This window comes from Rhizobium sp. Root708 (assembly GCF_001429725.1).
Classification (GTDB): Bacteria; Pseudomonadota; Alphaproteobacteria; order Rhizobiales; family Rhizobiaceae; genus Rhizobium.
Genome location: NZ_LMHV01000041.1, coordinates 267,937 through 293,056, shown reverse-complemented (window position 1 = coordinate 293,056; position 25,120 = coordinate 267,937). Strand labels below are relative to the sequence as shown.

Sequence of the window (25,120 nt, the reverse complement as noted above, 5' to 3'; positions counted from 1 at the left end):
GCTAGCCGGCGGGCTCTAAAACCTTTGGCGTCCAGGCGATCCTAGTGCCAAGTCTGGTTGTCGTACCAGCTGTCGATGTCGTTCTTCGCGCGATCTTTGGCGAGGCCGTAACGTTCCTGCAATTTGCCTTCCAGCTGTTCGCGCTTGCCGGCAATCTGATCAAGGTCGTCGTCTGTGAGCTTGCCCCACTGTTCCTTAACCTTGCCCTTCATCTGCTTCCAGTTTCCTTCGACGCGATTCCAATCCATCGATATTCTCCTTCTGCTTTGGATAGAATGGCAACGATGCAGCTCGGATAAGGTTTCATTTTCGTGCGGATTTGGGCTGGCTGCAGGCAGCCGCGGCTTCGCCGACGCATCGCGCTGAAGTCGTGTGTTTTAAGTATTAAATTATTGTAATGCTTACGGCTTTGCAATGAAACGGTAATCAACATTTAATTTGTAAAGGAGCGTTGGCGGGCGCATATAAATTTCAACGCTGATGCTTTGAGCCGGTAAGAGTAGGTCCTGGAATTACCTCAGGCGGTTCTGTTCAAGTTAGCGTCCAAGAGCCCCGACGCCCATTCCCGAGCAGGAAGAAGACGCCGTAACCCCACGTTTGAAGGGATATTTTGCCATGCCCAGAATTCTCCTGAAGCACCGCACCGCGGCCCTGGTCGGTGCCGCAATCGTGGCAGGCGCAGCCGCCTTGCCGTTCGCCTTCGATATCAGCGCGAATGCCGCTCCGGCGGCTGTCGCCAGCCCTGCTGCCAACGGCGGATCCTTCGCCTCGGTGGTCGATGCCGACAAGCCCGCGGTCGTGACCGTGACCACCACCATGAAGGCTGATGTCAGCGATGACCAGCAGCAGGCCGCGCCCGACGACGAGTTCCGGCAGTTCTTCGAACAGCAGGGCATTCCGACGCCAAAGGCGGCGCCTCACAGTGAGGGACAACGTGCCATGGCGCTCGGCTCCGGTTTCATCATCAGCCCGGATGGTGTGATCGTCACCAACAACCACGTCATCGACCATGCCGTGACTATCAAGGTTACGCTCGACGATGGCACGGAGTTGCCGGCAAAGCTGCTTGGGAGCGACGCCAAGTCTGACTTGGCCGTACTCAAGATCGACGCACCCAAGCCGCTTGCAACGATCGCCTGGGGCGATTCAAACAAGCTCAAGCTTGGAGATCAGATCTTGGCGATCGGCAATCCGTTCGGCATTGGCACGACCGTCACGGCCGGTATCGTCTCGGCTCGCGGTCGCGATCTCCACAGCGGACCGTATGACGACTTCATCCAGATCGATGCGCCGATCAATCACGGCAATTCGGGCGGACCGCTTGTCGATAGCACCGGCAATGTCGTCGGCATTAATACGGCGATCTATTCGCCGAACGGTGGCAGTGTCGGCGTCGGCTTCGCAATTCCTTCCGACGAGGCCAAGGCTATCGTCGCGAAACTGCAGAAGAGCGGCTCCATCGAGCACGGCTATCTCGGTGTGCAGATCCAGCCGGTCACCCAGGATGTTGCCGATGCGGTCGGCTTGTCAAAGGCGCAAGGAGCGCTCGTGGCTGCCGTCAGCGATGACGCCCCCGCCGCGCAGGCCGGTGTAAAGCCCGGCGACATTGTCACCGCCGTCGGCGGCAGCGAAGTCAGGACTCCCAAGGACCTGTCGCGCCTGGTCGCCGATCTTGCGCCTGGTGACCAGAGAACACTGAGCGTCTGGCGCGATGGCAAGACGACGGATGTGAGCGTGACGATTGCCGGCAACGATGACGGCGAACAGCAGGCTGCAGCAGATACTAAGCCAGAGGCCAATGCTGGACCGACGATCGGTATCGGCCTTGCGAACCTGACGCCGGACGCCCGGCAGGAGCTTAATCTGCCGAAAGGTTCGGCCGGAGCCCTCGTCGCGAGTGTCAACCCCGACAAGCCTGCCGCGGCGGCAGGCGTCCAGGCGGGCGACGTTATCGTCGCCGTAAACGACAAGCCGGTCGGCGGCGCCCGTGATGTCAAGCATGCGGTCGCGGAAGCCGCCAAAGCCGGTCACAAGTCGGTTCTTCTGCTGATCGAACGCAGCGGGGCTCAGACCTTCGTGGCAGTGCCTTTCAAGTCCGCCTGAGAGGCAGACCGCATCGCAGGCCGGAGTTCCATCCAGCTCCGGCCTGACGCTTTCTCAAGAGTTAAGTAGAGCGTCAGGCGCTGATCTCGGCGTCGGGCGAGTTTCGCAAGGGCATGTCGACCGCAGCCGGCTGCCAGTCCGCGAGCGCGGCGTACAGTTCCGGGCGCGTCGGCGCTCCTATCCGGCCTCCAAATTTCTGACATTTGATGGCCGCCGCCATGGAAGACAGACGCATGATGTCTTCCATCGGCATTCTTTCCGCCAGGGTCAGCGCGAAGGTTCCGTGAAAAATATCTCCGGCGGCCAGCGTATCGATGGCCTTGATCCGCGGAGCCTCAAGATGCCGGACGAAGCCTCTTTCTTCATCAAACCAATAGCAGCCCTTCTCGCCCATCGTGACGCTGATGAAGGCCTGGCTGAACCGTTCCTTGAGAGCGGTAAGGATAGCAAGCGGATCGTTCAGTCCCGAAACACGTTCGGCGGCCGGCTGGGAGAAGACGATGTGGGTCGCCGACGGCGCCAGCATCTCAATGATGCCGTCAGGCGCTACATCGCCATCGAGGATAGAGGGAATTCCGGCCTCTTGTGCCGCACGCAAGGTCTGAAGCGCCAGATCTGGCCAACGAACATCGACGAGCACCGCATCGAAGTCGGCAAGATCCTCGGGGCTGACGAAGGGAACGACGTCATGCAGGCGCGGATCGTAGAAGGGCACGATCAGGCGCTCTCCGTCATCATCGATCAGAATTGTGGACAGAGCCGAACGGGCGCCATCGACACGTCGCATCTGGCTGGTGTTCACACCGCTTGCCTGAAGGTCGCTGACGATCCGCGCGCCGGTATCATCGTTTCCGACAGCGCCCCAGAGGGTTGCCTTGCCGCCAAGCCTTGCAACGGCAAAGGCAGCGCTGGAGGCCATGCCTTCGGCAATCTGCAGCATCTCGTAGGGCAGGACCTTGCCCTGCCCGGTGGGCATGGTGCGGACCCTGAAGAGCGTATCAAGGACGGCAGCACCGACGCACAGGACATGCCGCACCGGCTCGGGCTGAGCGTCAACAGCCTTCGTCACTTCACGGCACCTGCGGTAAGACCGGCGACGATCTGCCGCTGTGCGAAGACCGTCAGGATCAGCACCGGCAGCGTCACGATGAGGGCGGCTGCGGCCAGCGGCCCCCAGCTAACCTGTTCGAACGAAAGCATGTTGTAGACCGCGACCGGCAGAGTGCGCGTCTCACGGCTTGCAAGCACGATGCCGAAGACGAAGTTGTTCCAGGAAAAGATCACCGATAGGATGAAGGCGACGACGATGCCTGGCCGCGCGATCGGCAGCGCGACCAGCCGGAAGACTTGCCACGGCGTCGCCCCATCGATGCTTGCGGCCTCTTCCAGTTCCATCGGCGTTGTTTCGAAATAGCCGATCATGATCCAGACGACGATCGGGACGGTGACGACGAGGTGGATAATGATCTGGGGCCAAAGCGTGCCAAGCAGATTCAGCCATTGGAAGAGAAGGAACAGCGGTATCAGGAAGGAGAGGCCGGGCGTCATCCGGGCGATCATGATGATGACCGCCGATTTCTCAGCCTTCAGGCGGGCTATGCCGTAGCCGGCCGGAACGCCGATCAGGAGTGCTAGCAGCGTTGCAGCACCCGTCACCAGCACCGAGTTCCAGAGATAGAGGAAGAAGTTGTTTTCTTCGAAAACCTTCAAGTAGTTCGACCATGCGAAGCGTTCGGGGATGAAGATCGGCGGATAGGCGCCGTTGTCGATCTCGTATTTGAGAGACAGCGAGATCATCCAGAGGAAGAACAGGATCACCGGCGAGACCATCACCAGGGCCACGAACAAAAGTCCAAGCCGATCGAGTGCCTTGCGCTTCATTATCATGCCTCTCCGTCGGACCAGTTGGCGCGCTGTTTGACCTTCAACAGAATGAAAGAGAGCACGACGATCAGCACGAAGAATATGACGGCCATCGCCGAGCCATATCCGATGTCGTAGTAGGAAAAGGCCGTATTGTAGAGATAGATATTGATGGTCTCCGAGGCAGTGCCTGGGCCGCCTTGTGTCATCGCGTAGATGATGTCGAAACTCTTGACGGCATCGATGCTGCGGATGATGACCGCGATCATCAGGAATGGTGCGATCATCGGCAATGTGAGGTAGCGGAATTTCTGCCAGACGTTCGCGCCGTCGATTTCCGCGCTTTCATACGGCTCACGCGGCACTGCAGCCAGTCCGCCCAGCACGATCAGCATCACAAGCGGCGTCCATTGCCAGGTTTCCACGAGCACCAGCGAGGGAATGACGCTCATCTGGTTGTAGATCCATTCCTGTGGCCCGATGCCTATGAAGGACAGCAGGTAATTCAGCACGCCGAGTTGCGGGTGAAACATCATCGTCCAGACGAGGGCGATGGCGACCGGGGTCGCCATCATCGGCATCACGAATATGCCTCGCAGAACACCGCGCAGCGGAAATTGCGCGTCGAAGATGAGCGCAGCCAGTGTTCCCAGAAACAGGGGAGCAACGACCGACAGCGTCGTATAGAGCACGGTATGCCACAGCGATTCCCAGAAACGCAGGTCAACCGCCAAGCGGAGATAGTTGTCCAACCCGGCGAAGACCTGAGCCTGGCCCAGTGTCCAGCTGTTGACGCTCATCCAGAGGGTGAAGACCCAGGGAAAGACGATCACAGCCGCCACGACGACCAGAGCGGGAATGACGAAAGGCCAATAGTTGGGAGCAAACCGGCCCGGTTTGCTCCGCTGTTTCGCCGCGGCCTTGACCGCGGCTGTGGTTTCCATGCCCACCGATGCCATTATCCCTCGCTTCGCGCCAGAACCGGCTCGAACTGAGCCGTGGCATTCTTCAGCTCCGCCGCAGGGTCGGCGCCGCCGATCATGTTGGTCAGGCCGACGCCGTAGATGTCACGGAACTCCGTGACCGGGATGATAACGGGCAGTGCCAGTTGCGATACCTTGGCCGAACCGGCAACGGCATCGAGCCAGGTCGAAGGCATCTTGACGCCTTCGCGTACTTTGGCGTCTTCCAGAATGGACTGCCGGAAAGGAACGCCAGCGCCCGCCTGCAAGAGACGCGCACCCATATCGTGGGAAATGGCCCACTGGCAGAAGAGATAGGCTGCTTCCTTTTTCTGGCTGGCGGCGACCACGCCGAGACCGTCTCCCGTGGTCGCGGCGGCCTGAGCCTTCGGCCCCTTCGGCATGACGCCGTAGCCAACCTGGCCAACGACGCGGGACTTCTCGGGGTTTTCGATCGGCGGTGCGAAGCCGACGCCATCGAGCCACATGCCGATCTTGCCCTGCAGGAAGGCGGACTGGGCTTCGGCCCAGTTGAAGCCGGATACGCCGGGAGGTGCGGCCTTGGTCATCAGGCGCTGGTAAAGCTTGGCGGCCTCGATCGCCTCCTCGGAGTTCGTGCGCAGCTTGCCGTCCGGTCCGAGCGGGCTCGATCCATGGCCGAGAAGCAGGGTCGTCCAGACCGGCGTGTTGGCGTTCTTCAGCCCGCGCGCAACGAAACCATAGGTGCCGGCCGATGGATCGGTCAGTGCTTCGGCGGCGCTTGCCAGTTCATCGAAGGTGGTCGGATAGGAAAGCCCCTTCTTCTCGAAGAGCGCCTTGTTCCAGTAGATGATCCAGTAGTCGACCGAGAAGGGCAGGGAGCGCAGGACGCCGTCGCTGTCCTTTGCGAAGGTCATGCCGGCTTCCGCGAAGTCGCTCTCGACCAGCGACGGATCGGTGAGTGACGGATCCTTCAGGAAACCGCTGATATCCGCAAGCCAACCGCCCTTTTCGAACTGGCGCTTCTGGACGTGGTAGCTCATATGCACGACGTCGAAGCTCGGCTTGCCGGAGGCCAATTCAATCGTGGTCTTCTGGCGTTGCTGCTGCTCGGGCGTGGCCTCGGCGTTGACCTTGATGCCGGTCAGGTCTTCGAATTCCGAGAGATACTTGATCAGCGTTTCGCTGCGTGGGCTCTTGACCAGGTTGACTTCCAGTGTCGTGCCGGAAAAGCGCTTCCAGTCAACAGCAGCCGCGGCCGGGCGGAAGCCCGCGAGGGTGCTGGCACCGAGTGCCGCGCTGCCGGCGAGAAAGCCGCGCCGGGTCGGGTTTAAAAATGATGATGGCATGTAACTCCTCCTCTTGTTGCCGGCGATCTCCTCATCGCCGGCTTGTTATGAACTAGATCCTCAGTGCGCGATCCCTCGCGTGGTTGATGTGCGCGGCGAGATTGCTGACGGCGTCCTCTGCCGATCGCCGCTCGATTGCTTCCAGAACCTTCAGGTGCTCTCCCATGACAGGACCAACGCGGCCATCGATGCGGAAGCGCTCCTGGCTGATCAGGCGCATCTTGATCGAGTTGACCCGATAGGCGTTGGAAATGATCGTGTTTCCCAGCGCGTCGATGAAGGCATCATGCATGCCCCAGTCGACGACCTGGGCGCGGACTTCCAGTTCGTGCGACGCGTCACCATTGGCAATTGCGTCGGTGATGTCGCGATGCTGCCCTACGAGCTTCGCGATCGCCTCGTCGGACGCGGAGCGTGTGAACAGTGCCACCGCCTCCTTCTCCAGGAAAAGGCGCAGCTGAAAGGCCTCACGAATGAGGTTCAGGTCGATGTGGGCAATCTGCAGACCGCGCTGCGGGACCGTCTTGATCAACCCTTCCGCCTCAAGCCGGGGAATGAGTTCGCGGATCGCCGCAAGTGTCAGCCCCGTCAATTCGACAAGCCGGCGCTGGGAGACGAACTGACCGGGACGGACGTCGCGCGCCAGCAGGTGGCGCGTGAAGCTCTCATACGCCTTTTCCCGCAGTGTCGGCTGTTCGTCCGTTCCGTCCATCGGCTCCCCCTCGTACATGGCGCCTATGCTGCTTTGGAGCGGAAAAGTGAATCGAAGGCAAGAGCAAGCTGTTCTTGTCCCCCTTCGGATATTGAAACGAGCGGCGGGCGAACCGCAAGCCAAACATCATCGCCGGTAAGCCGGGCGACCATGACCTTGACCGCTGCCGTGACAGGGTATTTCAGAAGCTCCAGAACGAAGTCCTCGATCCGGGCGTCATCCGTGCCCTCTTCGGCCATCGCCTTGACTTCGCGGGGGAGGAAGTTCGCCATTCCGGATATGGCGCCCTGGCCACCGAGCCGCACACCTTTCGCAAGATGCCGTTCATCGCCGATCAGAATGATCAGGTCGCCATGCGCCTTGAGAAGCGTTTCGGTGAACGGCCAGTCGCCCGACGAATCCTTGACGCCGGTGACCACAGCCGGAAAGGCGTCGCGAAGGCGGGCAATCAGCGAGACCGTCAGCGGCACCATGGTTACCGAAGGAATATTGTAGACGATGATGTCCCGCGCCTTGTCGCCGAGGATCGCGAACACCGCGGAGAACCATTTGAATAGTCCATCATCGCTGACATTCTTGAAGTAGGAAGGCGGCGCGAGCAGGATATTGCGTACGCCTTGCGACAGCGCGTGGCCGGTTTGCGCGGCAGCGTCTTCGGCAGCGTCGACCAGCACACCCATGACGATGTTGCGAGGCTGGATGCCGGAACCAATCAAGGCTGCAAGAATGCGTTCCCGTTCCTGCGTGCCGACGGAGCAACCCTCGCCTGTCGTGCCGAACAGCGTGACGCTCGCACATCCTGCTGCAAGGCTTCGTTTCGCCTGTGCGATCATCGCGTCGACGTCGATGTCACCATTGGCGTCAAACGGCGTGGCAAGCGCAACGGACAGCCCGAATTTCTCAGTCAACTTCATTCCTCCCAATTGACGGGTTAGATATAGCAGACTGACATGTTAGTTGTAAACGTCTAAACTACCACGAAGATGTGGACGTATTCGGCGACCAGCGTGAGCGCAGGCGTGACCCGGTATATCCAAATTACCGGTTCTCTCTTGCGAAGTTGGCTCGGCTGTTTCAGATACGGAGACAGATCGACCAAGGACCGGACATTTGCGGCATATTCACATCATCGGCATCGGGACCGGAAATCCGGAACACGTTACCATTCAGGCGATCAACGCGATGAATGCCGCCGATGCTGTGTTTCTCCCGACGAAGGGCGAGGGCAAAGAGGGGCTTGCATTGGTGCGCAGAGACATCTGCGAGCGCTACATTTCCAATCCGCGTTGCTCGATCATCGACTACGAGGTTCCAAAACGTCAGACGGAAGGCCGAAGCTACGTCCAGAGCGTAGCTGAATGGCATGCCGCGCTCGCCGATAGCTATGTCGACCTGATCCTCAGCCTTCCCCCGAATGGTGCCGGGGCTTTTCTGGTTTGGGGCGATCCGAGCCTCTATGATAGCACGATCCGCATCATCGAGCGGGCCAGGGAGCGAATGACAGTCGAATTCGACTACAGCATCGTTCCCGGCATAACGAGCGTCCAGGCGCTGGCGGCAAGTCACCGCATACCCCTCAATCACGTTGGCAAGCCTGTGGAAATCACGACGGGACGCCGTCTTTCGGAGCTTGGTCTGCAATCGGAATCGACAGTCGTGATGCTCGATGGCGAACAGTCGTTTCGCAAGATCGACGAGCCCGATGCGGAGATCTTCTGGGGCGCCTATCTTGGAACGGAGGACGAAATCATCCTCTCCGGACGGTTGGGTGATATCGCCGAGGAAATCCTGAAGGCGCGCGCCGAAGCGCGGCAACGCCACGGCTGGATCATGGACATCTACCTGCTGCGGAAGGGGCAGGATCTTGAAGAGACTTGACGCGCGCTGTCGTCCACCCGGAGCCTTTTGACATGGCAAGCGAGCAAAGCGATCGCCCAGACGCTGGTGTTGTCGCCGCATCGCGAAGGGGCGCATGCCCGAGCCTGACCGAGCCAATGCAGACGGGTGACGGGTTGCTGGTGCGCCTGCGCCCTCGGCATGGCATTCTCAGTCTCCAACAAGGTCGAGCATTGGGAGAAGCCGCGCTCCGGTTCGGCAACGGACTTATTGAAATCACGGCCCGCGGCAGCATTCAAATTCGTGGCCTGACCTCCGAGATGATCGCACCCCTGGCGGCGGCACTTCATGAGGCGGCAATCGAAATTCCGAAAGGACCGGCGATCGAACTGCCGCCCCTCCATGGCCTGTTTCAAGAGAATGCCAACGCCGCCGCGCTCGAAGACTTGGTGCGACAGCGTCTGACTGCCCTGCTGGACTCGAAAAAGCTTGCCGCAAAGCTCTCCGTCGTCATCGATGGCGGCGGTCCTTTTGGACTCTCCGCCGTGCCCGCCGATATTCGTCTGGAAGCCATTGGGCCAGAACGCTGGCTGGTTTTGATCAATGCAGATGGACATAAGCGCCTCCCTGTTGCCGTCGGGAACGCCGGAGAGGCAGTCGACTGTCTTGAAAAGCTGCTGCAGTTCCTCGCCGAGAATGGCGGCGCGCGGTGGCGCGACATTCCGTCGGACCGATTGCACGCGACATTCCCGGAGTTGCCTGAAAGCAGCGAGACAATCATACGGGCAACACCCGAAGCTCCGATCGGCCTAGTGCAGATCGATGGCGGAGCAATTGCCTATGGCCTGCGAGCCCGGTTTGGTCAGTTGCGGGCAGCCGATCTGATTGGCTTCATTGATGATATCAGCCACCTCGGCATTCAGAGCCTGCGGCCGGGGCCGGGACGGTGGCTGTTTCTTGTTGGTTTCGCGAAGTCCGATATAGATATTGTCGCAGACGCAGCACGGCGCCACGGTCTGTCGATCGACGCGGATGACCCGTCGATCAAAATGGCAGCTTGCGCCGGAGCCGGAGCGTGTGCGTCCGGCCACTATCACACACGGGCGCTGGGCGAGACCATGATCGACCGTTGGCCGGGCGTTCTCGACGGCTCGCTGGCGGTTCACATGTCCGGCTGTGTCAAGGGGTGCGCTGAGCGTCGTGCCGCGCTGACGTTTGCCGGTGTTGACGGCGGCTACCATGTCGTGCTTTCCGGTCGCGCTTCCGATCCGCCTGATGCACTGATCGCTGGCGGTGACATCGAATCCGCTATAGAGAGGCTGGCGCGCCTCATAGAGGCAGAGAAACAGGGCGGCGAAACGACCGCCACTTGCCTCGCGCGCCTCGGCAAGAAGCGCATCGTGGGCGCGCTGCGACAGGAATAGGAATGCCAGAATACGATTACATCCATAGCGGCGACGCAATATACGAGCGGTCGTTTGCAATCATCAGGGCAGAGGCGGATCTTACCCGGTTTTCGGAGCAGGAGGCAGACGTTGCCGTCCGCATGATCCACGCCTGTGGCCTAGTGGAGGCGAGCGAGCGGTTCTTGTTCTCGCCGACTTTTGTCAGCGATGCGCGAGCTGCCCTGAAAGCCGGTGCGCCGATCCTTTGCGACGCCGAGATGGTCGCTCATGGCGTGACGCGCGCGCGCCTGCCGGCGAGCAATGACGTTCTGTGCACGCTCCACGATCCGCGTACGGCTGAGTTGGCAAAGCAGACCAAAAACACGCGGTCGGCCGCGGCCATTCATCTTTGGATGGACCGGCTTGCCGGAAGCGTGGTCGCGATCGGGAATGCCCCGACGGCACTTTTTCATTTGCTTGAAATGCTTCGCGATGGAGCGCCCAAGCCAGCTGCGATCATCGGAATGCCGGTCGGATTCGTCGGTGCAGCAGAATCGAAGGATGCTCTTGCCGAGAATTCCTACGGCGTGCCCTTTGCGATCGTCAAAGGACGACTGGGCGGGAGTGCAATGACGGCAGCCGCACTTAACGCTCTGGCGAGGCCCGGACTATGAGCGGTCAGGGTTGTCTCATCGGCGTCGGCACCGGCCCCGGTGATCCGGAGCTGTTGACGGTCAAGGCGGTCAAGGCGATCGAGAGCGCCGACGTCGTGGCCTATTTTGCCAAGCAGGGCAGGTCGGGCAACGGGAAGGCTGTGGTCGAGCATTTGCTGCGCGCCGACACGACGCTTGTTCCACTTTATTATCCGGTCACGACCGAGATCGATAAATCGGAAGCCGCGTATGTCGATCAGATCACCGCATTTTACGAGCAATCGGCAGAAACGATCGCCGGTCATCTCGATGACGGCAAGACGGTCGTTATTCTGAGCGAAGGCGATCCGCTTTTCTACGGTTCTTATATGCATCTGCACGTGCGACTGGCGAACCGCTATCCGACGCAGGTGGTGCCGGGGATCAGCGCGATGTCGGGGTGCTGGTCGCTGGCCGGTATACCGATCGTGCAGGGTGACGATGTCCTCTGCGTTCTGCCAGGCACAATGGCCGAAGATGAGCTGGAGCGCAGGCTCATCGATACCCAAGCCGCGGTCATCATGAAGGTCGGGCGCAATCTGCCGAAGATCCGGCGCGCGCTTCAGCGCTCGGGACGTCTTGGCGAGGCAGTCTACGTCGAGCGCGGGACGATGGTGAATGGCGCGATGCAGCGGCTTGTCGATCGGGCCGAAGACGAAGCTCCCTATTTTTCGCTGGTGCTCGTTCCCGGATGGGAGGAGAAGCGATGAGCGGTCGGCTTTACGTCATCGGCACCGGGCCTGGTAACCCGGATCAAATGACGCCGGAGACCTGCCGGGCAGTTTCCGATTCGACCGAATTCTTCGGATACGGTCCCTATGTCGATCGGCTTGAACTCCGGCCGGATCAGCACCGCCACGCCTCTGACAATCGCGAGGAGTTGAGCCGTGCTGCTGCGGCCTTGAAGGCCGCCTCGGCGGGTGCGGTCGTCTGCGTCGTATCAGGCGGAGACCCCGGTGTGTTTGCAATGGCAGCCGCGGTTTGCGAGGCGATCGACACGGGGCCGGCGCAATGGCGCGAAGTCGAGCTGGTTATTCTTCCCGGCATCACTGCGATGCTTGCGGTCGCAGCCCGGGTTGGTGCTCCGCTCGGGCATGATTTCTGCACGATATCGCTCTCCGACAATCTGAAGCCTTGGGAGATCGTCGAACGCCGGCTGGAAGCTGCCGCCCGCGGCGGCTTCGTCATTGCTCTTTATAATCCCACCAGCAAAGCGCGGCCATGGCAGCTCGCCAAGGCCTTCGAACTCCTGCGCACACACTTGCCTGCGACAACACCGGTTATATTCGGCCGGGCCGCCGGTCGGCCCGACGAGCGCATTGTTGTGCAGGAGCTACAGAATGCCGACGCCGGGCTTGCCGACATGGCGACCTGTGTCATCATTGGCTCGCCGGCGACAAAAGTCGTCGCACGGCCCGGGATGCAGGATATCGTTTATACGCCGCGCTTCATCGCAGGGTAAAAAGGTGGTCGATTGCTGCCAACGCCTCACTGACATTGCTGACCGTCGGCAGCGCGGAGGCGGAAGCGCGTTCAATCATGACGACGGGCAGAGCCAGACGACGAGCGGCTTCGATCTTCGCATAGGTGGCGCTTCCGCCGCTGTTCTTGGCAATGATTGCGTCGATGCGCCGGGTCGTCAAAAGCTCGAGCTCCCGTTCGACCTCGAAGGGGCCGCGATCGAGAATAGTCTCGACGAAAGGCAATGCCAGCGGCGGATCGACCGGATCGACGCTGCGCACGAGGTAGAAATGCTGCGGAGCCGCCTCAGCATTATGCGCCTCCTGTCTGCCGATGGCCAGAAAGACGCGCCGGGACGCAGGTCCGAGCGCGGCAATCGCATGGGGCACGTCGGGAACAGCTTGCCAGTTGTCGCCCGCTTCGGGTTTCCACGCCTCGCGGCGCAGTCCGAAGGCCCGTGTTTTCGAGTGCAAGACCGCCTCGGCCGCATTGCTGGAAATATTGACCGCGTAAGGGTGCGTCGCGTCTATCAACAAATCGAAACAGCCGTCCTGAAGGAAGGTTGCCAATCCTTGCGCGCCTCCGAAGCCGCCAATGCGGACCGGCACGGGTTGTGCGGACGGCTTTACGGTGCGCCCAGCAAGCGAGAGAAGCACGTCAAAGCGCGGATTGCCTGCAAGCGCTTCGGCCAACGCGCTCGCCTCACTCGTACCCCCAAGCATCAGGATGCGGATTATGTCCATGTCTGAAACCTCGATCGCTCCTGGCCGCTGGCTGACTATTATCGGGATTGGCGAGGACGGTCCAGCCGCCCTCGGAGAGCACGCGAAGCGCCTGATTTCAGAGGCTCCGGTGGTCTATGGCGGCGCGCGACACCACACGTTGATGGCCTCGCTGGTTCAAGGCCAGCAGCTGGATTGGGCCAGCCCCTTCGAGCGCTCCGTGGCGGAGATCGTTGCGCGCAGGGGCACGCCGGTCGTGGTGCTGGCCTCCGGCGATCCATTTCTCTATGGGGTTGGCGCGACGCTTTCGCGGCACGTTCCTGCGGACGAGATTCTCACCATTCCCGCACCGTCATCCTTCAGTCTCGCCGCGTCGCGGCTTGGGTGGGCGCTGCAGGACGTGGCATCGGTATCGCTTCATGGCCGACCGATCGAGCTCCTTTATCCGCATCTGCATCCGGGTCGGCGGATAATCGCTCTGACCTCCGATGCCGAGACGCCTGCGCAACTTGCGGCGCTGCTTTGCAGTCAAGGCTTCGCACTGTCGAAGATCCATGTCCTGGAGGCGCTGGGAGGGTCGCGCGAGCGTATCCGGCAGCAGCTAGCCGAGTACTTCGATCTTGACGATATCGACCCGCTGAATGTGTGCGCGCTTGAGATTGAGGGTGCTGCGGATGCCAGAGTAATCGGCTTTGCGAGTGGCCTCGACGATCGCTTCTTTGAGCACGACGGCCAGCTTACCAAGCGGGAGCATCGGGCGATCACGCTTTCGGCGCTTTCGCCTTGTTATGGCGAGCTGCTGTGGGACATCGGTTCGGGTTCCGGCTCCATCGCGATAGAATGGATGCTGCGGCACCCTTCTCTCAAAGCCATTGCCGTCGAGCAATCGGGCGAACGGGCGCAGCGTATTGCGCGCAACGCGGCTAACCTCGGGGTGCCCACTCTTGCGGTGGTCGAGGGCAGGGCGCCCGAGGCTCTGGAGAACCTACCGCGGCCAGACGTTATCTTCGTCGGCGGCGGGGGGAGCGAAGACGGCGTCATGGATGCCGCTCTTGCCGCGCTCAAGCCCGGTGGCCGCATCGTCGCCAATGGCGTGACGCTTGAGATGGAAGCAAAAATAATGGCGCTGCACGCGGCCATTGGTGGCTCGATGACGCGGATCGAAATCAGCCGCGTGGCAGCCATTGGTCAAATGACGGGCTGGCGTCCGGCAATGCCGGTGACGCAGTGGTGCTGGACGAAGGAGTAGAGACGAGACATGACGGTGCATTTCATTGGAGCCGGACCTGGTGCCGCAGACCTTATTACAGTGCGCGGTCGCGATCTGATCGGCCGATGCCCGGTATGCCTCTACGCCGGGTCGATCGTGTCGCCGGAACTGCTGCAGTATTGCCCGCCGAATGCGCTGATCGTCGATACCGCGCCATTGTCGCTCGATGAGATAGAAGCGGAGTATGTGAAGGCAGCCGATGCCGGCCACGATGTTGCGCGTCTTCATTCCGGCGACCTGTCCGTCTGGAGCGCTGTCGCGGAGCAGATCCGTCGACTGGAGAGACTTGGCATCGACTACACGCTGACGCCCGGAGTGCCTTCATTCGCTGCTGCTGCTGCGGCCCTCGGGCGGGAACTCACGATCCCGGCGGTTGCGCAAAGCCTCGTCCTGACGCGCGTCTCGGGTCGTGCATCGCCGATGCCCAACGACGAGACACTGTCCAAGTTCGGGGCGACCGGATCCACGCTTGCCATTCATCTCGCGATTCATGCCTTGGCGCAGGTCGTTGAGGAGCTGACGCCGCTCTACGGTGCCGATTGCCCGGTCGCGATCGTGGCTAAGGCCACCTGGTCGGATGAAAGGATCATTCGAGGCACGCTTGGCGACATTGAGGCAAAGCTGTCGCAGAACCCGATCGAGCGAACGGCGATCATATTTGTCGGGCCATCGCTCGCGGCCGACGATTTCCGGGAAAGTTCGCTTTACGATCCAGCCTATCAAAGGCGGTTTCGGGACCGGCGATGAAAGTCGCCATTTAGTTACTTCCCGATATTCCTCAATGCTTTTCTTAGCTTGCGGAGATGTAGATTTAAATACAACTTAAACGAAACTTTATGGACATATGCAATATTCAGCCGAGCAATCGCGGCAAGAACTATATTTTTCCGTTATTATTAAGAAACGTTATTTCCAATCAGTAAAGGAAGGGTGCTGCAAGATCGCCTTTCGGTCATACTGGGAAAATTAAATTCCTACTTTGGGCCAATGGAGGTAGAATTTTATATACTAGGCTCTAGTTATGCTTTTGCCGATAAATATTTGAGGTTGATTATTAGAAGGCCTGTATGTAGGTTCTTAACAAAGTAGAAACCTTCTCTCTTCACCGAAGTCAGCGCCGGAAACTACTTGAATATAATAAAGCAGGAAGAAGTCCCAGAGTATTGCATTTCGTTACGAATGGTCACCTCGATAACTATTGAGTATGAGGCTAGTATGAATTACGTACCTTCGGAATTTGAAAGTGGACGCACACCTATCGGCAAAATACAGACGATGACAACGTCGGCGCGAGGACTTAACGATCTCGCCGGCGTCGATGATGATCGCTGCCTTCTAATCATCGACTCCCGGACGCTTGAGCGCGAATGCCTGGCGACGACCCTGACAAGAAACGGATTGGGGATGAAGGCGCTCGCTGTCGGATCAGTATCCGAATGGCGCAGAAAGAAGGATTCGTTCCAGAATCTGACAGCCGTTTTGTTTAACATTGCTGGTCGCAGAGCAAGCGACGGCAATCTTTGCGATGAAATTGCAAGTATCGCTGCCGAGCTTGCTCCGGCGCCTGTCGTCATTCTTGCCGACGGCGATGACCTGAACCAGACGCTCAAAGTATTGGAGCGCGGTGCACGTGGTTTTATTCCGACCTCCGTTGGGGTCGAGGTATGTGTGGAAGCGATTGCGCTCGCGGTTGCGGGTGGCACCTTCATCATTGCCGGAAACACGTTCTCTTCGTCGACCGTTGTCGACAACGCGCCCCGGCAGAAAGAACTCAGCCGCATGTTCACCCTGCGACAGGCGGAAGTGGTCCAAGCTCTTCGAAAGGGCAAGGCAAACAAAATCATTGCGTATGAACTCAACCTGCGCGAAAGCACCGTCAAGGTTCATATCCGCAACATCATGAAGAAGCTGAAAGCGACCAACCGCACCGAGGTCGCCTACAAGCTCAACGATATGTTCCAGGGCGAGTCCCGTTGGAGCGCATCTGCAGAATAGCCTATTGGCTGTTCTGCATTTCGACGATCGACCCTGGTGTGCGATCGTCGGACCTAGATTCAGGTCCATCAAGGCCGGCGATCCCCATTGTGGGATGGTCGGCCTTTCTTCCGAGAATCTGCCGGAACCCGCGTGTCGAAAAGGGCTGCAGGAACTGGCCGACAAAACTGTCGGCGACACGTCCGCTTATGCCGATATCAACCGGCGGACGGCGGTCGGGGTTAAAGTATGTTCTGAAAATCTGGTCCCATATGACCAGGTTCTCTCCGTAGTTGGTGTTGCCTTCGGCCAGGACGCGCGAATGATGCCAGCGATGAAGCTGCGGGGTGCTGAAAATGAAATCCAGCGGTCCAGTGCGAACATCAATGTTGCAGTGAGTGAGCAGACCGATGAAAGCCGTTACCGCGCCGACCCATAAAAAGACTTCGAGCGGCGCCCCGAGCAGATAGAGCGGGATCTGGCTCAGCGCGATCTTGAAAAGGGAATCGACGAGGTGGAAGCGGCCCGTGTTCACCACCCACAGCCGTTCGACGCTGTGATGGAGCGCATGAAACCGCCAGAGAGCCAACTTTTCATGGGCGGCGCGATGGGCGATGTAGAGCCCGAGTTCAGCGATGATCAATCCAATCACCACCTGCACCGCAAGCGGCCATCCCACCGGCCACAGCCAGGCCGGCGCATTGATGGCCGGCTGAGCGATCGTCGCAACAGCAATCGGCGCGGACGCGCCGAGCGCCGCCGCCAGTTGAACGCCGCCCTTGCTCAATAGGGTGTGAGCGACATCGTTGAACGTCTCCCCGTCCCGCTGCAGCCATTGCTGCTCGTAAGGCATCAGCCGCTCGCAGATGGCGATAGCAGCGACGATCGAGAGGTAGACGACGTTGAACCACAATAGAGGCATGGCTGTATGGAAGGCGAAGCCCGCACCGATGAGGCCAGCCGCAAATAGCCCTGGCCAAAGAAGCCATGAAGCCAGACGATAGAACTGAGATCTTGCTTTGATTTGCACGCGCCACTCTCGCTGCTGTCTGAGTGACGCGTAATAGACAGCGAGTTGTGTCGAGACGCAAGACGAACATGCGCCTCCGCGCAGCGCTTGATTGCCCCGTTCCGGCAGCAGGGAAGCGCCCGTCAAACTTATCGCCCTATATAAAGCGAGCCCAGCCAGCTCGCGCAAAATCCATCGCTTGGCTCCTTCGGCGTGACGCACACCCGCGATCTGGTCGCGCCAACCTATGGTGGTGTTTGACGGTTGAGGCAAGCCCCCGGCGCGTTGGCCGCATGCTCATTCTTCCGGAAGCTATGGAAATTCCACCCCGTCACCGACTGTGATCTACACTATCCAAACGGATGATGGCCTATCTCTTCCGACGGACATTGACTTTGGCCCGGCTCGCGCGTCGCTTCCGACAAGGGAGCGGGTGTTCGTTCGTGATAGTTTCGATTTTAATCGAATTTAATACTTTCTCGGAATCGAGCAAGTCGAATTTATACGTAGCATAGAGGGAAATTCATGCGGCAGCTTTCGGATATAATATAAATCGATCAATATATTAGGCGTGGCGCGTCGTTTACTGAGTATAAATTCAACTGTGTCGGAAATATACGGTCGATTGCGGCATGTCATTTTACCGACGTGGACTGCGCCGCAACATGTTCATTGACCCTTGTTCACAGCTCAGCTCCCAAAATGAGGAATCGCGCCTCTGACCCTTTAGCTCCCATGGGGCTTGGCCCATCCGGAATGTACTCCATTGTGCGTTGTTCTCACCCACCGGCGAAGCCATTACTATGCATCCAATGACGGCCCAAGTCGGGCCAAGCTTTGAGAAATAATACTCCTGTCGAGGCAAAGTATGCGTATAAAATATGCCTGTGCGGGTCTGCTTTACTTGGTGCTGTTGGGTGCGGCCCAGGGGCAGGAAAAATATCTGCTACAGCCCGGGGATACTCTCGAGGTTTGGGTTGCTCAGGAAGAAGACCTTCGTCGCAACGTTGTCGTTGAGCCCGATGGCTGGGTGTCGTTCCCTCTGGCAGGCCATCTCAAGGCTGCCGGCATGACAGTCACGGAGGTCGAGGCAGCCTTCAACGAGAAGCTTCGGCCATTCTTCAAGGAGAACCCGAACCTGACGATCATGCTGCGTCCAGATCCTTTGCATCAGCCGAGCATTTTTCTTGGCGGCGAAGTCACGACGCCGGGATCCTATCCGTTTCGCAAGGGCATGACCGTTCTGCACGGTGTCAGTGTTGCAGGAGGGCTGCGTCGCAGCCCGTTGCTGCCCAGCGATGAAGACCGCACGATCGTTGTGCGGCGGACGATTGCGGAGACCGAAACGCGCTTGAAGCAGTTGACGGCCCGCCATGGCCGTCTGCAGGCGGAGCTCGAAGACAAGACCATTCTCGAAGTGGACAGTCAGGATGCGGAGAGCAGGGCGATCATAGAGCAGGAGCAGACGCTTCTCGACGCCTATCGCCAAGGGATAGAGGCCCAGGCAAAGGCTCGCAAGGACACAGAAACACTCGGAGCGCGAAATATCGCGGCCATCAACGAGCAGTCGGAAACACTCGATCGCCGGATCGAAGTCGCCAAGCAACGCCGCGACTCTGTCGTCGCGTTGGTCGAAAGGGGCGCTCTGCAAGCCACCCAGAAATTTGATCGTGAGAACGAAATCGCCGATCTCGAAATTGCCAAAGGCCGGCTCGTCGCTGACTTCACCACCGCTCAGCGCGCGGTTCAGCAGGAACTGACGCAAATCGACACGTCCGTCCGTCAGCAGAGAGAAAGAACACTGTCGGAGATAGTTGATGTCGAGCGTCAGGAGGAGGGAGCAAAGAACAGTCTCGCCGATGCTCGAAAAGTCCTCGATGTATATGAACGCAGCGCGAGTGAGAACCCTGGAAGCAACGTCCGAACAGTTCGCTATCGCATCGTACGAGCGGTCGGAGGTTCACCACAGGAGTTCGAGGCGGATGAGATGACGCCGCTTCTGCCAGGCGATCTTGTGCGCGTTCTTTATGGCACCCTCGATAGCCTGACGACCGGGATTTTACCAAGTGCCCCTGTGCCGCCGCGGCTCGAAAGCAAGGCCGCCGCCGCCGAGGGGGCTGCGGTTCAATGACAATTCGCAACAGCATCCCGCCAGAAACCGAGCAGGCGCCAGGCCGACGAGTGACGCGATGAACAAAGATTTCCTGATCCGAAACGCCCAATACTACTTCGACCTCTTGTTGGCGAAGAAGACCCATTTCCTGATCCCTTTCTTGATAATCCTCCTGTGTGGAATGGCGGTCGTCTTGCAGCTACCGCGCAGTTACTATTCCCAGGCGGTCCTGATCGTTGAAGGGCAACAGATACCCTCCACGCTGGTGCCGGCTACGGTGACGAACGAGCGTCTGCAACTGATCGAGCAACGAGTCCTTGCTCGAGACAGTCTCCTTGACCTCGCCGAACGTCAAAATTTGTTCCCTGCGCTGGCGCAGACGCTTTCCAAAAGCAAGTTTGCTGATCTTATTCGTTTGGCCGTCACAATCACGAGCGAGACGCCGGAAGGCGCCGACCCGACATCGGCCAGTTCCGTCGTCCATGTTGGTTTCAAGTATGGTGATCCAAAGGTTGCAGCCGCCGTAACGAGCGACCTCATCGATATGTTGATGAACGAAACGAAGCGAATTCGTGTCTCGCGTGCAACGGAAACGGCGCAATTCCTGACGCGAGAAACGGAGGATCTGGACGCGAAACTGAAGCAGAAGGAAGCCTATCGCGACAAGTTCGTCGAGGAAAACAAGGACGTGATGCCGAACCGCGTTCCCCAGCTTCTGATCGAGCTACAGGAAAGAGAACGCGATTTGTCGAGCTTGGAGACGGCGATTACCTCGCAGAATGAAGAGGTGAGCCTCCTGCAAGCGCAGTTGCGTCTTGGAATTGAGAACTCGGCCGATACGACGCGCCGGCGTGCCCAGTTGGCGCAATTGCAGACCCAGATCAACGAGAAGCTTCTGATCTACTCTGAGTCCCACCCGCAGATCCGCGCATTGAAGCAGAAGATTGACCTGCTGAAGAGCCAAGCCGCGGCGCCACAGGAAGCAGGTGCGGAAACCGCCAACGCCGATCCAGTCGATTTGCCGCCGGAGTTGGCACTGGTATCGCAACGTGTTCCGATCGCCAAGGCGCGGCAGGCGGCGTTGTTGCAGCAGCGAGATCAGGTGCGGGCGAAAATCTCCGCCATCAAGATGGATATCAGCCGCGCGCCCGATATCGAAGCGCAGATGAATGCAATCGATATCGAGCGCACTGGCCTGCAGCGCAGCCTCGACGACATGAAGAGCAAGCTTGAAACGGCCCGGACCGGGGAGCGCCTGGAAAGCGGTGAATCCGCCATGCAGATCGAAGTCATCGAGACGCCGGATGTTCCTCTCTATCCGACGCAGTCGCGGATGAAGTTCATGATTGTTGTCCTGGTTCTGTCGCTTGCCGCGGGAATGGGCACGGTCCTTCTCGCGGACCTTCTGACACCGACAATACGCGGCACATTTGATCTTGCTGAATCGCTCGGGGGCCAAACGCTGGTGGTGTTGCCGGAGTGGACGCCGCCTGATCCGTCGGGATCTGCGCGACGAGGATGGTTCGGTTCCGTCCGAAAGTTTTTCTCCACGCCGACTGTGCAGAGCGCATCGCGGACCTGAACACCACGTCTTCGAACGGGAAGTGACGTCATGGAAATCATCGCTAGAGCTTTACAGCGTGCCAGAAGCACACCGCAGTTGAATGCGATCGGCGGCTTGCCTGTACAGCCCGAGCGCGCCGCATTGATGGGCGATGAACAGGAGAACGCAGCGGTCAGGTTGTCTCCTTCGACCATGCTGGCCGCTCGCATCGTGGCGTACGACACAAACCATATGGCAACACGTCCCTATGATGTTTTGCGCAACCAGTTGCAATCGCTGACCCAGGACGACCGGAGCGGCCTGATTGCGGTGACTGCGCCGACAGTGGGGTGTGGAACGACAACCGTTGCGGCAAATCTCGCGTTCAGCTTTGCCCGTACGCCCTCTGCCAATGTCTTGCTGGTCGATGCTAATGCCGGCGCCTCGTCTATTATGGCGATGATGGGGTTTCCGCTGAAGGGGCCGCCCGGAAAGATGGAGCGACCGGAGCTTATCCTGGCGGATCTCGGCGGCATGCAGGTGCATGTCTTCTGCCCGGGAAACAGCTATGAGAAGACGTCCGGCAAGAGCGACGCGATGCAGCTGATGCGTCGCATTGATGCGCTCCGTCGCGCGCTCAATCCGACGATCACCATACTCGACCTGCCGCCGATGCTGACCACGGACGAGTCGGCTGCGCTTGCGTCCGAGGCGCAGGCGGTGGTTCTGCTTCTTGCCGTCGGCCAAACTCGGCTCGCGGAGCTTGAGGCCTGCCGCACGTATCTCGGGACAAAGAGCAACGTGCAGGTCGTCCTGAACAAGTGCCGAAAGCACGGTTTGTAGCAAAGGGCATCTCTTGCTGCCGATAGCCCAGGCGCGGAGAGTTCTACCCGGTAGGGCAGGTTTGAGTGGAGTAGTGAATGTACGAAAAACATTACGGACTGTTGGAAAAGCCCTTCTCCATTCTGCCAGATCCGAAGTTTCTATATTTCGGCTCCTCGCATTCCATGGCATTGTCGATGTTGGAATACGGCTTGGTCAACCAGGCGGGTTTTACGGTCATCACCGGAACCGTCGGCTCCGGCAAGACGACGTTGATCCAGCATTTCCTGAGCAACATGCATCAGTCGACCAGGATCGGCATGATCACCCATACCACTCGGGCCGGCGGCAACCTGCTGGAATGGATTCTCATGGCCTTCGGGCAGGGGTTCGAGGACGCGTCCTATCCACGTCTCTACAAGCGGTTCTGCGAGTTCGTGGAGGGCGAGGTGAAGCGCCGCGGGCGCGTGGTTCTGATTATCGACGAAGCCCAGAATCTCGAGCCGGATCGGCTCGAAGAGTTGCGGATGCTCTCCAACATCAATACCAAGTCGATGCTGATGCAGCTCATCCTTGTCGGACAATCGGAGCTGCGCGCGACGCTCCAGCTGCCTGAATTGAGACAATTCGCGCAGCGCGTTTCATCGGACTTCCAGCTGCCGGAACTCGGCCGGGTTGAAGCCAGAGCATACATTGATCATCGCATTCGTGTTGCCGGTGGCCCCGATCATCTCTTCTCCTCGTCCGCCAAGACGCTTCTCTTCGAAGCTTCGAAGGGTATTCCGCGCCAGATCAATGTCCTTGCAGACCGCTGCCTCGTCTATGCCTATGCGAAAATGCGGACGCAGGTTAGCGCCAGCACCGTTCGCCGGGTCCTTGAGGACCGAAGCCGTTATGGGATCTTCGCGTCTGACGAGGCATCCGCTCTGCGCCCCGAGCTGCAACGCGCGTTTTGAAGGCATCTGTCATGGTCGAGCACGATCACAAGCTTTTCATCGTTATCGTCAACTATCGAACCGCCGATCTCGTCATTGACTGCATGCACTCGCTGATGCAGCCGGAGGGCGTGCCGGAGCCAACGCGTATCGTTGTCGTCGACGGCGCGTCCGGCGACGGATCTGCGCGGAAACTCGAGGCGGCGATCGTCGAAAACAGGTGGCAGGACAGGATCGATCTTCTGCCACTGGAGACGAACGGTGGCTTTTCCTACGGCAATAACCGCGGGATCGAGCACCTGAAAGAACGATACGGAAGTGCGGAATACGTGCACCTGCTGAATCCGGACACCGTGGCGCGCGCCGGTAGCATCGGCACACTTGTCGCGTTTATGGATGGGCATCCTTCAGCCGGCATTGCAGGCAGTCGGCTTGAGGATCCGGACGGCACGCCGCAGGCATGCGCATTTCGGTTTCCCACGGCTGTTGCCCAGTTCGAGGGCGAGTTTCGGTTCGGTCTCGTGAGCAAATTGCTGGATCGCTGGCGCGTGGTTCTGGACACCCCAACGGAGGCCGTTCGCGTCGATTGGGTGTCCGGTGCGAGCTTCCTGATCCGAAGCACCCTGCTCGACAAGATCGGCCACCTCGACGAAGAGTACTTTCTCTATCACGAAGAGGTCGATTTCTGCCTCCGTGCTGCCCGCGAAGGCTGGGAGTGCTGGCATGTTCCGCAGAGCCGTGTGATCCATCTGGTGGGGCAATCGACCGGTGTAACGGAGCGCGACGTAGCGCCAAGGCGGCTACCGGCTTATTGGTTCGAGTCTCGGCGGCGCTACTTCACCAAGAACCACGGCAGAACCTATACCGCGATCGCCGATTCCTGCTGGCTTGCGGGAAATCTGCTCGGTCGCGTGAAATCGGCCGTCAAGCGGGAGCATTACCCTCATCCTCCGCATCTGTTGCGCGATTTCGTCCATCACGCGACTTCAAAAGCGAAGCAATCCTGAAGATAAGTTAGCTATCGGTCTGAAGCTGCAGGGAGGTCGTGGCGACCAGTCCCGAAGAGCGGACCTCGGCGGCGCGGACGATCAGTTCTTCGATCTGCGCGGCCGACTGCGAGATATCGTGCCGGGCAAGAACATGCTTGCGGGCAAGCGCGCCCATCGCAGAAAGCGTAGCGGGCTCCGCTGTAAGTGCCGCTTTCATGGCGTCAGCGAGGGCATCGACGTCGCCGGCCGGGACAAGCCAGCCATTTTCAGACTGGACCAGTTCGGGTATTCCGGCGACATAGGTCGAGATGACCGGCCGCCCAAGCGCCATGCTCTCCATCAGCACGACGGGCAGCCCCTCAGCAAAGCTTGCGAGCACCATCGCTCTCGATGCGGCGATCTCGGCTTGGACTCGATCCTGGTCGACGGTGCCAATCAGATCGACGACAGCCTCCAGCGACAGCCTCTTGACCTCTCGTTCGATTTCGCTGCGTAGAGGCCCGTTGCCGGCAAGGATAAGCTTGAAGGATATACCGTCGCGCCTGACGCGTGCTGCAGCCTGCAACAGGAGAAGGTGTCCCTTTTGTTCGCCCAGACGCGCAACGCAGACGAGGCGGCGGTCTTCGGGGAGCGGAACTGCTGGCTGCTGCCGATAGCGCTCATCCAGACCGCAGCGAACGACATGCAACTTGTGCCAGTCATCGGTTCGGGTCCAGCGCATCAGCTGGCTGCGCCCGAACGAGCTGACGCCGATCACGAAGGACGCGGCGCGAGCCTTGAGGCCGAGCCCGATCGTTTGTGGCCTGTCGAATTCCTCGGGGCCATGAACGGTAAAGCTGAACGGCACGCCGGAAATCGCGTTTGCCAGTGCGGCGACTGCCGCCGGGTTGGTGCCGAAGTGAACATGCAGATGATCTATGTCCTGCTCACGGCACCATTTCGAGAGGATCATTGCTTCCGCGAGATAGATAATGTGTCGCGGAAGACTGCCGCCCGGCATAGCGCCAAGACGAAAAGCCAACTTGGCCGCTCTGCCCATGCCTGCCGGATGATGAAGAAGCGTCGATGCAAACGCCGCAAGGGATCTGCCCGCACCTTGCTTGAGCAGGTACGAAGTTCTTGCTTGCTCCGCGATGTCTTCGAGGTCGCTCAGCACGCCGGAAAACGGGCGTATCGCGTATCGGAAAACGGAGTGCCCCCGCTTTTCCAAGGCAAGAATTTCGCGGCGGATAAACGTGTGGCTTGGGGCGGGGTACTGGTTCGTTAGATACGCGATCCTCATGGACAACCCGCCGACACTCGTTACTGCTCAGTCATGTATAGCAACATCGTGCTCACGGCTTAATTTATCCAAAAGGGGAAAATAGCGCCGCGGTTCCAGCCGAAAGGCGGTATCCCACT

General features: G+C 59.5%; 24 protein-coding genes. 14 read left to right on the top strand and 10 right to left on the bottom strand.

Annotated features, from left to right (window positions below):
* Positions 1–41: 41 nt before the first annotated feature.
* A complete protein-coding gene (locus ASE04_RS22300) occupies positions 42–248 on the bottom strand; it encodes a CsbD family protein (protein ID WP_056822227.1) in 207 nt (68 codons plus the stop codon).
* A 367-nt stretch (positions 249–615) separates the two neighbouring features.
* On the opposite strand from ASE04_RS22300, the gene ASE04_RS22295 reads away from it, so the two are divergent.
* The gene (locus ASE04_RS22295; RefSeq protein ID WP_056822744.1) at positions 616–2,103 is read left to right on the top strand and encodes a DegQ family serine endoprotease; all 1,488 of its coding nucleotides are present in this window, start codon (positions 616–618) and stop codon (positions 2,101–2,103) included.
* A 73-nt stretch (positions 2,104–2,176) separates the two neighbouring features.
* Here ASE04_RS22295 and ASE04_RS22290 read toward each other — a convergent pair whose 3' ends face one another.
* The 6 genes from ASE04_RS22290 to ASE04_RS22265 are packed head-to-tail and all read right to left on the bottom strand — an operon-like array spanning position 2,177 to position 7,876.
* The gene (locus ASE04_RS22290) at positions 2,177–3,172 is read right to left on the bottom strand and encodes a sugar kinase (protein ID WP_056822224.1); all 996 of its coding nucleotides are present in this window, start codon (positions 3,170–3,172) and stop codon (positions 2,177–2,179) included.
* Positions 3,169–3,984, bottom strand: coding sequence for a carbohydrate ABC transporter permease (locus ASE04_RS22285; protein WP_056822220.1), 816 nt, complete (start codon positions 3,982–3,984; stop codon positions 3,169–3,171). The genes ASE04_RS22290 and ASE04_RS22285 overlap by 4 nt, the downstream gene beginning before the upstream one ends.
* A 2-nt stretch (positions 3,985–3,986) precedes the next feature.
* Positions 3,987–4,925, bottom strand: a complete 939-nt coding sequence (locus ASE04_RS22280) for a carbohydrate ABC transporter permease (protein ID WP_056822217.1) — start codon at positions 4,923–4,925, stop codon at positions 3,987–3,989.
* Complete coding sequence (locus ASE04_RS22275; RefSeq protein ID WP_056822214.1) at positions 4,925–6,256, bottom strand: ABC transporter substrate-binding protein; 1,332 nt, start codon at positions 6,254–6,256, stop codon at positions 4,925–4,927. The genes ASE04_RS22280 and ASE04_RS22275 overlap by 1 nt, the downstream gene beginning before the upstream one ends.
* A 52-nt stretch (positions 6,257–6,308) precedes the next feature.
* Positions 6,309–6,986: a GntR family transcriptional regulator gene (locus ASE04_RS22270; RefSeq protein ID WP_443216899.1), complete on the bottom strand. Its 678-nt coding sequence runs from the start codon at positions 6,984–6,986 to the stop codon at positions 6,309–6,311.
* Positions 6,987–6,991: 5 nt separating this feature from the next.
* Positions 6,992–7,876 (bottom strand): dihydrodipicolinate synthase family protein, encoded by an 885-nt coding sequence (locus tag ASE04_RS22265; RefSeq protein ID WP_056822742.1) that lies wholly within the window; start codon positions 7,874–7,876, stop codon positions 6,992–6,994.
* A 202-nt stretch (positions 7,877–8,078) separates the two neighbouring features.
* Here ASE04_RS22265 and cobF point away from each other — a divergent pair, with 202 nt between their 5' ends.
* From cobF to ASE04_RS30330, 5 genes are read left to right on the top strand one after another with little or no spacing between them, the layout of a single operon-like run.
* Positions 8,079–8,846, top strand: a complete 768-nt coding sequence (gene cobF, locus ASE04_RS22260) for a precorrin-6A synthase (deacetylating) (protein ID WP_056822208.1) — start codon at positions 8,079–8,081, stop codon at positions 8,844–8,846.
* A gap of 32 nt (positions 8,847–8,878) precedes the next feature.
* Positions 8,879–10,228 carry a precorrin-3B synthase gene (gene cobG, locus ASE04_RS22255; protein ID WP_056822739.1) on the top strand — a complete coding sequence of 450 codons (1,350 nt, stop codon included), beginning with the start codon at positions 8,879–8,881 and terminating at the stop codon, positions 10,226–10,228.
* Positions 10,229–10,230: 2 nt separating this feature from the next.
* Positions 10,231–10,863: a precorrin-8X methylmutase gene (locus ASE04_RS22250; RefSeq protein WP_056822205.1), complete on the top strand. Its 633-nt coding sequence runs from the start codon at positions 10,231–10,233 to the stop codon at positions 10,861–10,863.
* Positions 10,860–11,591 carry a precorrin-2 C(20)-methyltransferase gene (locus ASE04_RS22245; protein ID WP_056822201.1) on the top strand — a complete coding sequence of 244 codons (732 nt, stop codon included), beginning with the start codon at positions 10,860–10,862 and terminating at the stop codon, positions 11,589–11,591. The genes ASE04_RS22250 and ASE04_RS22245 overlap by 4 nt, the downstream gene beginning before the upstream one ends.
* Positions 11,588–12,343: a precorrin-3B C(17)-methyltransferase gene (locus ASE04_RS30330; protein WP_082597439.1), complete on the top strand. Its 756-nt coding sequence runs from the start codon at positions 11,588–11,590 to the stop codon at positions 12,341–12,343. The genes ASE04_RS22245 and ASE04_RS30330 overlap by 4 nt, the downstream gene beginning before the upstream one ends.
* Here the strand turns inward: ASE04_RS30330 and ASE04_RS22235 are convergent.
* Positions 12,330–13,085, bottom strand: a complete 756-nt coding sequence (locus ASE04_RS22235) for a cobalt-precorrin-6A reductase (protein ID WP_082597438.1) — start codon at positions 13,083–13,085, stop codon at positions 12,330–12,332. The two genes, ASE04_RS30330 and ASE04_RS22235, sit on opposite strands and share 14 nt — an antisense overlap.
* Here ASE04_RS22235 and ASE04_RS22230 point away from each other — a divergent pair.
* From ASE04_RS22230 to ASE04_RS22220, 3 genes are all read left to right on the top strand, one after another.
* Positions 13,084–14,313 carry a bifunctional cobalt-precorrin-7 (C(5))-methyltransferase/cobalt-precorrin-6B (C(15))-methyltransferase gene (locus ASE04_RS22230; RefSeq protein ID WP_056822196.1) on the top strand — a complete coding sequence of 410 codons (1,230 nt, stop codon included), beginning with the start codon at positions 13,084–13,086 and terminating at the stop codon, positions 14,311–14,313. The genes ASE04_RS22235 and ASE04_RS22230 overlap by 2 nt on opposite strands.
* A gap of 9 nt (positions 14,314–14,322) precedes the next feature.
* The gene (cobM, locus tag ASE04_RS22225; protein ID WP_056822193.1) at positions 14,323–15,081 is read left to right on the top strand and encodes a precorrin-4 C(11)-methyltransferase; all 759 of its coding nucleotides are present in this window, start codon (positions 14,323–14,325) and stop codon (positions 15,079–15,081) included.
* Positions 15,082–15,609: 528 nt separating this feature from the next.
* Complete coding sequence (locus ASE04_RS22220; RefSeq protein ID WP_443216902.1) at positions 15,610–16,329, top strand: LuxR C-terminal-related transcriptional regulator; 720 nt, start codon at positions 15,610–15,612, stop codon at positions 16,327–16,329.
* Position 16,330: 1 nt separating this feature from the next.
* Here ASE04_RS22220 and ASE04_RS22215 read toward each other — a convergent pair whose 3' ends face one another.
* Positions 16,331–17,338 carry a sterol desaturase family protein gene (locus tag ASE04_RS22215; RefSeq protein ID WP_156408867.1) on the bottom strand — a complete coding sequence of 336 codons (1,008 nt, stop codon included), beginning with the start codon at positions 17,336–17,338 and terminating at the stop codon, positions 16,331–16,333.
* Positions 17,339–18,185: 847 nt separating this feature from the next.
* Here ASE04_RS22215 and ASE04_RS22210 point away from each other — a divergent pair.
* The 5 genes from ASE04_RS22210 to ASE04_RS22190 all read left to right on the top strand — a co-directional run bounded on the left by ASE04_RS22210 (position 18,186) and on the right by ASE04_RS22190 (position 23,737).
* On the top strand, positions 18,186–19,448 hold the full coding sequence (locus ASE04_RS22210; protein WP_056822188.1) for a polysaccharide biosynthesis/export family protein: 1,263 nt from the start codon (positions 18,186–18,188) through the stop codon (positions 19,446–19,448).
* 58 nt (positions 19,449–19,506) lie between these two features.
* The gene (locus tag ASE04_RS22205; RefSeq protein ID WP_056822185.1) at positions 19,507–21,012 is read left to right on the top strand and encodes a GumC family protein; all 1,506 of its coding nucleotides are present in this window, start codon (positions 19,507–19,509) and stop codon (positions 21,010–21,012) included.
* A gap of 30 nt (positions 21,013–21,042) precedes the next feature.
* A complete protein-coding gene (locus tag ASE04_RS22200; RefSeq protein ID WP_056822182.1) occupies positions 21,043–21,816 on the top strand; it encodes a hypothetical protein in 774 nt (257 codons plus the stop codon).
* A 77-nt stretch (positions 21,817–21,893) separates the two neighbouring features.
* Positions 21,894–22,751 carry an ExeA family protein gene (locus ASE04_RS22195; RefSeq protein WP_056822180.1) on the top strand — a complete coding sequence of 286 codons (858 nt, stop codon included), beginning with the start codon at positions 21,894–21,896 and terminating at the stop codon, positions 22,749–22,751.
* Positions 22,752–22,762: 11 nt separating this feature from the next.
* Positions 22,763–23,737 carry a glycosyltransferase family 2 protein gene (locus ASE04_RS22190; RefSeq protein WP_056822176.1) on the top strand — a complete coding sequence of 325 codons (975 nt, stop codon included), beginning with the start codon at positions 22,763–22,765 and terminating at the stop codon, positions 23,735–23,737.
* A gap of 7 nt (positions 23,738–23,744) precedes the next feature.
* Here ASE04_RS22190 and ASE04_RS22185 read toward each other — a convergent pair whose 3' ends face one another.
* A complete protein-coding gene (locus ASE04_RS22185) occupies positions 23,745–25,001 on the bottom strand; it encodes a glycosyltransferase family 4 protein (protein WP_082597437.1) in 1,257 nt (418 codons plus the stop codon).
* Positions 25,002–25,120: the final 119 nt, after the last annotated feature.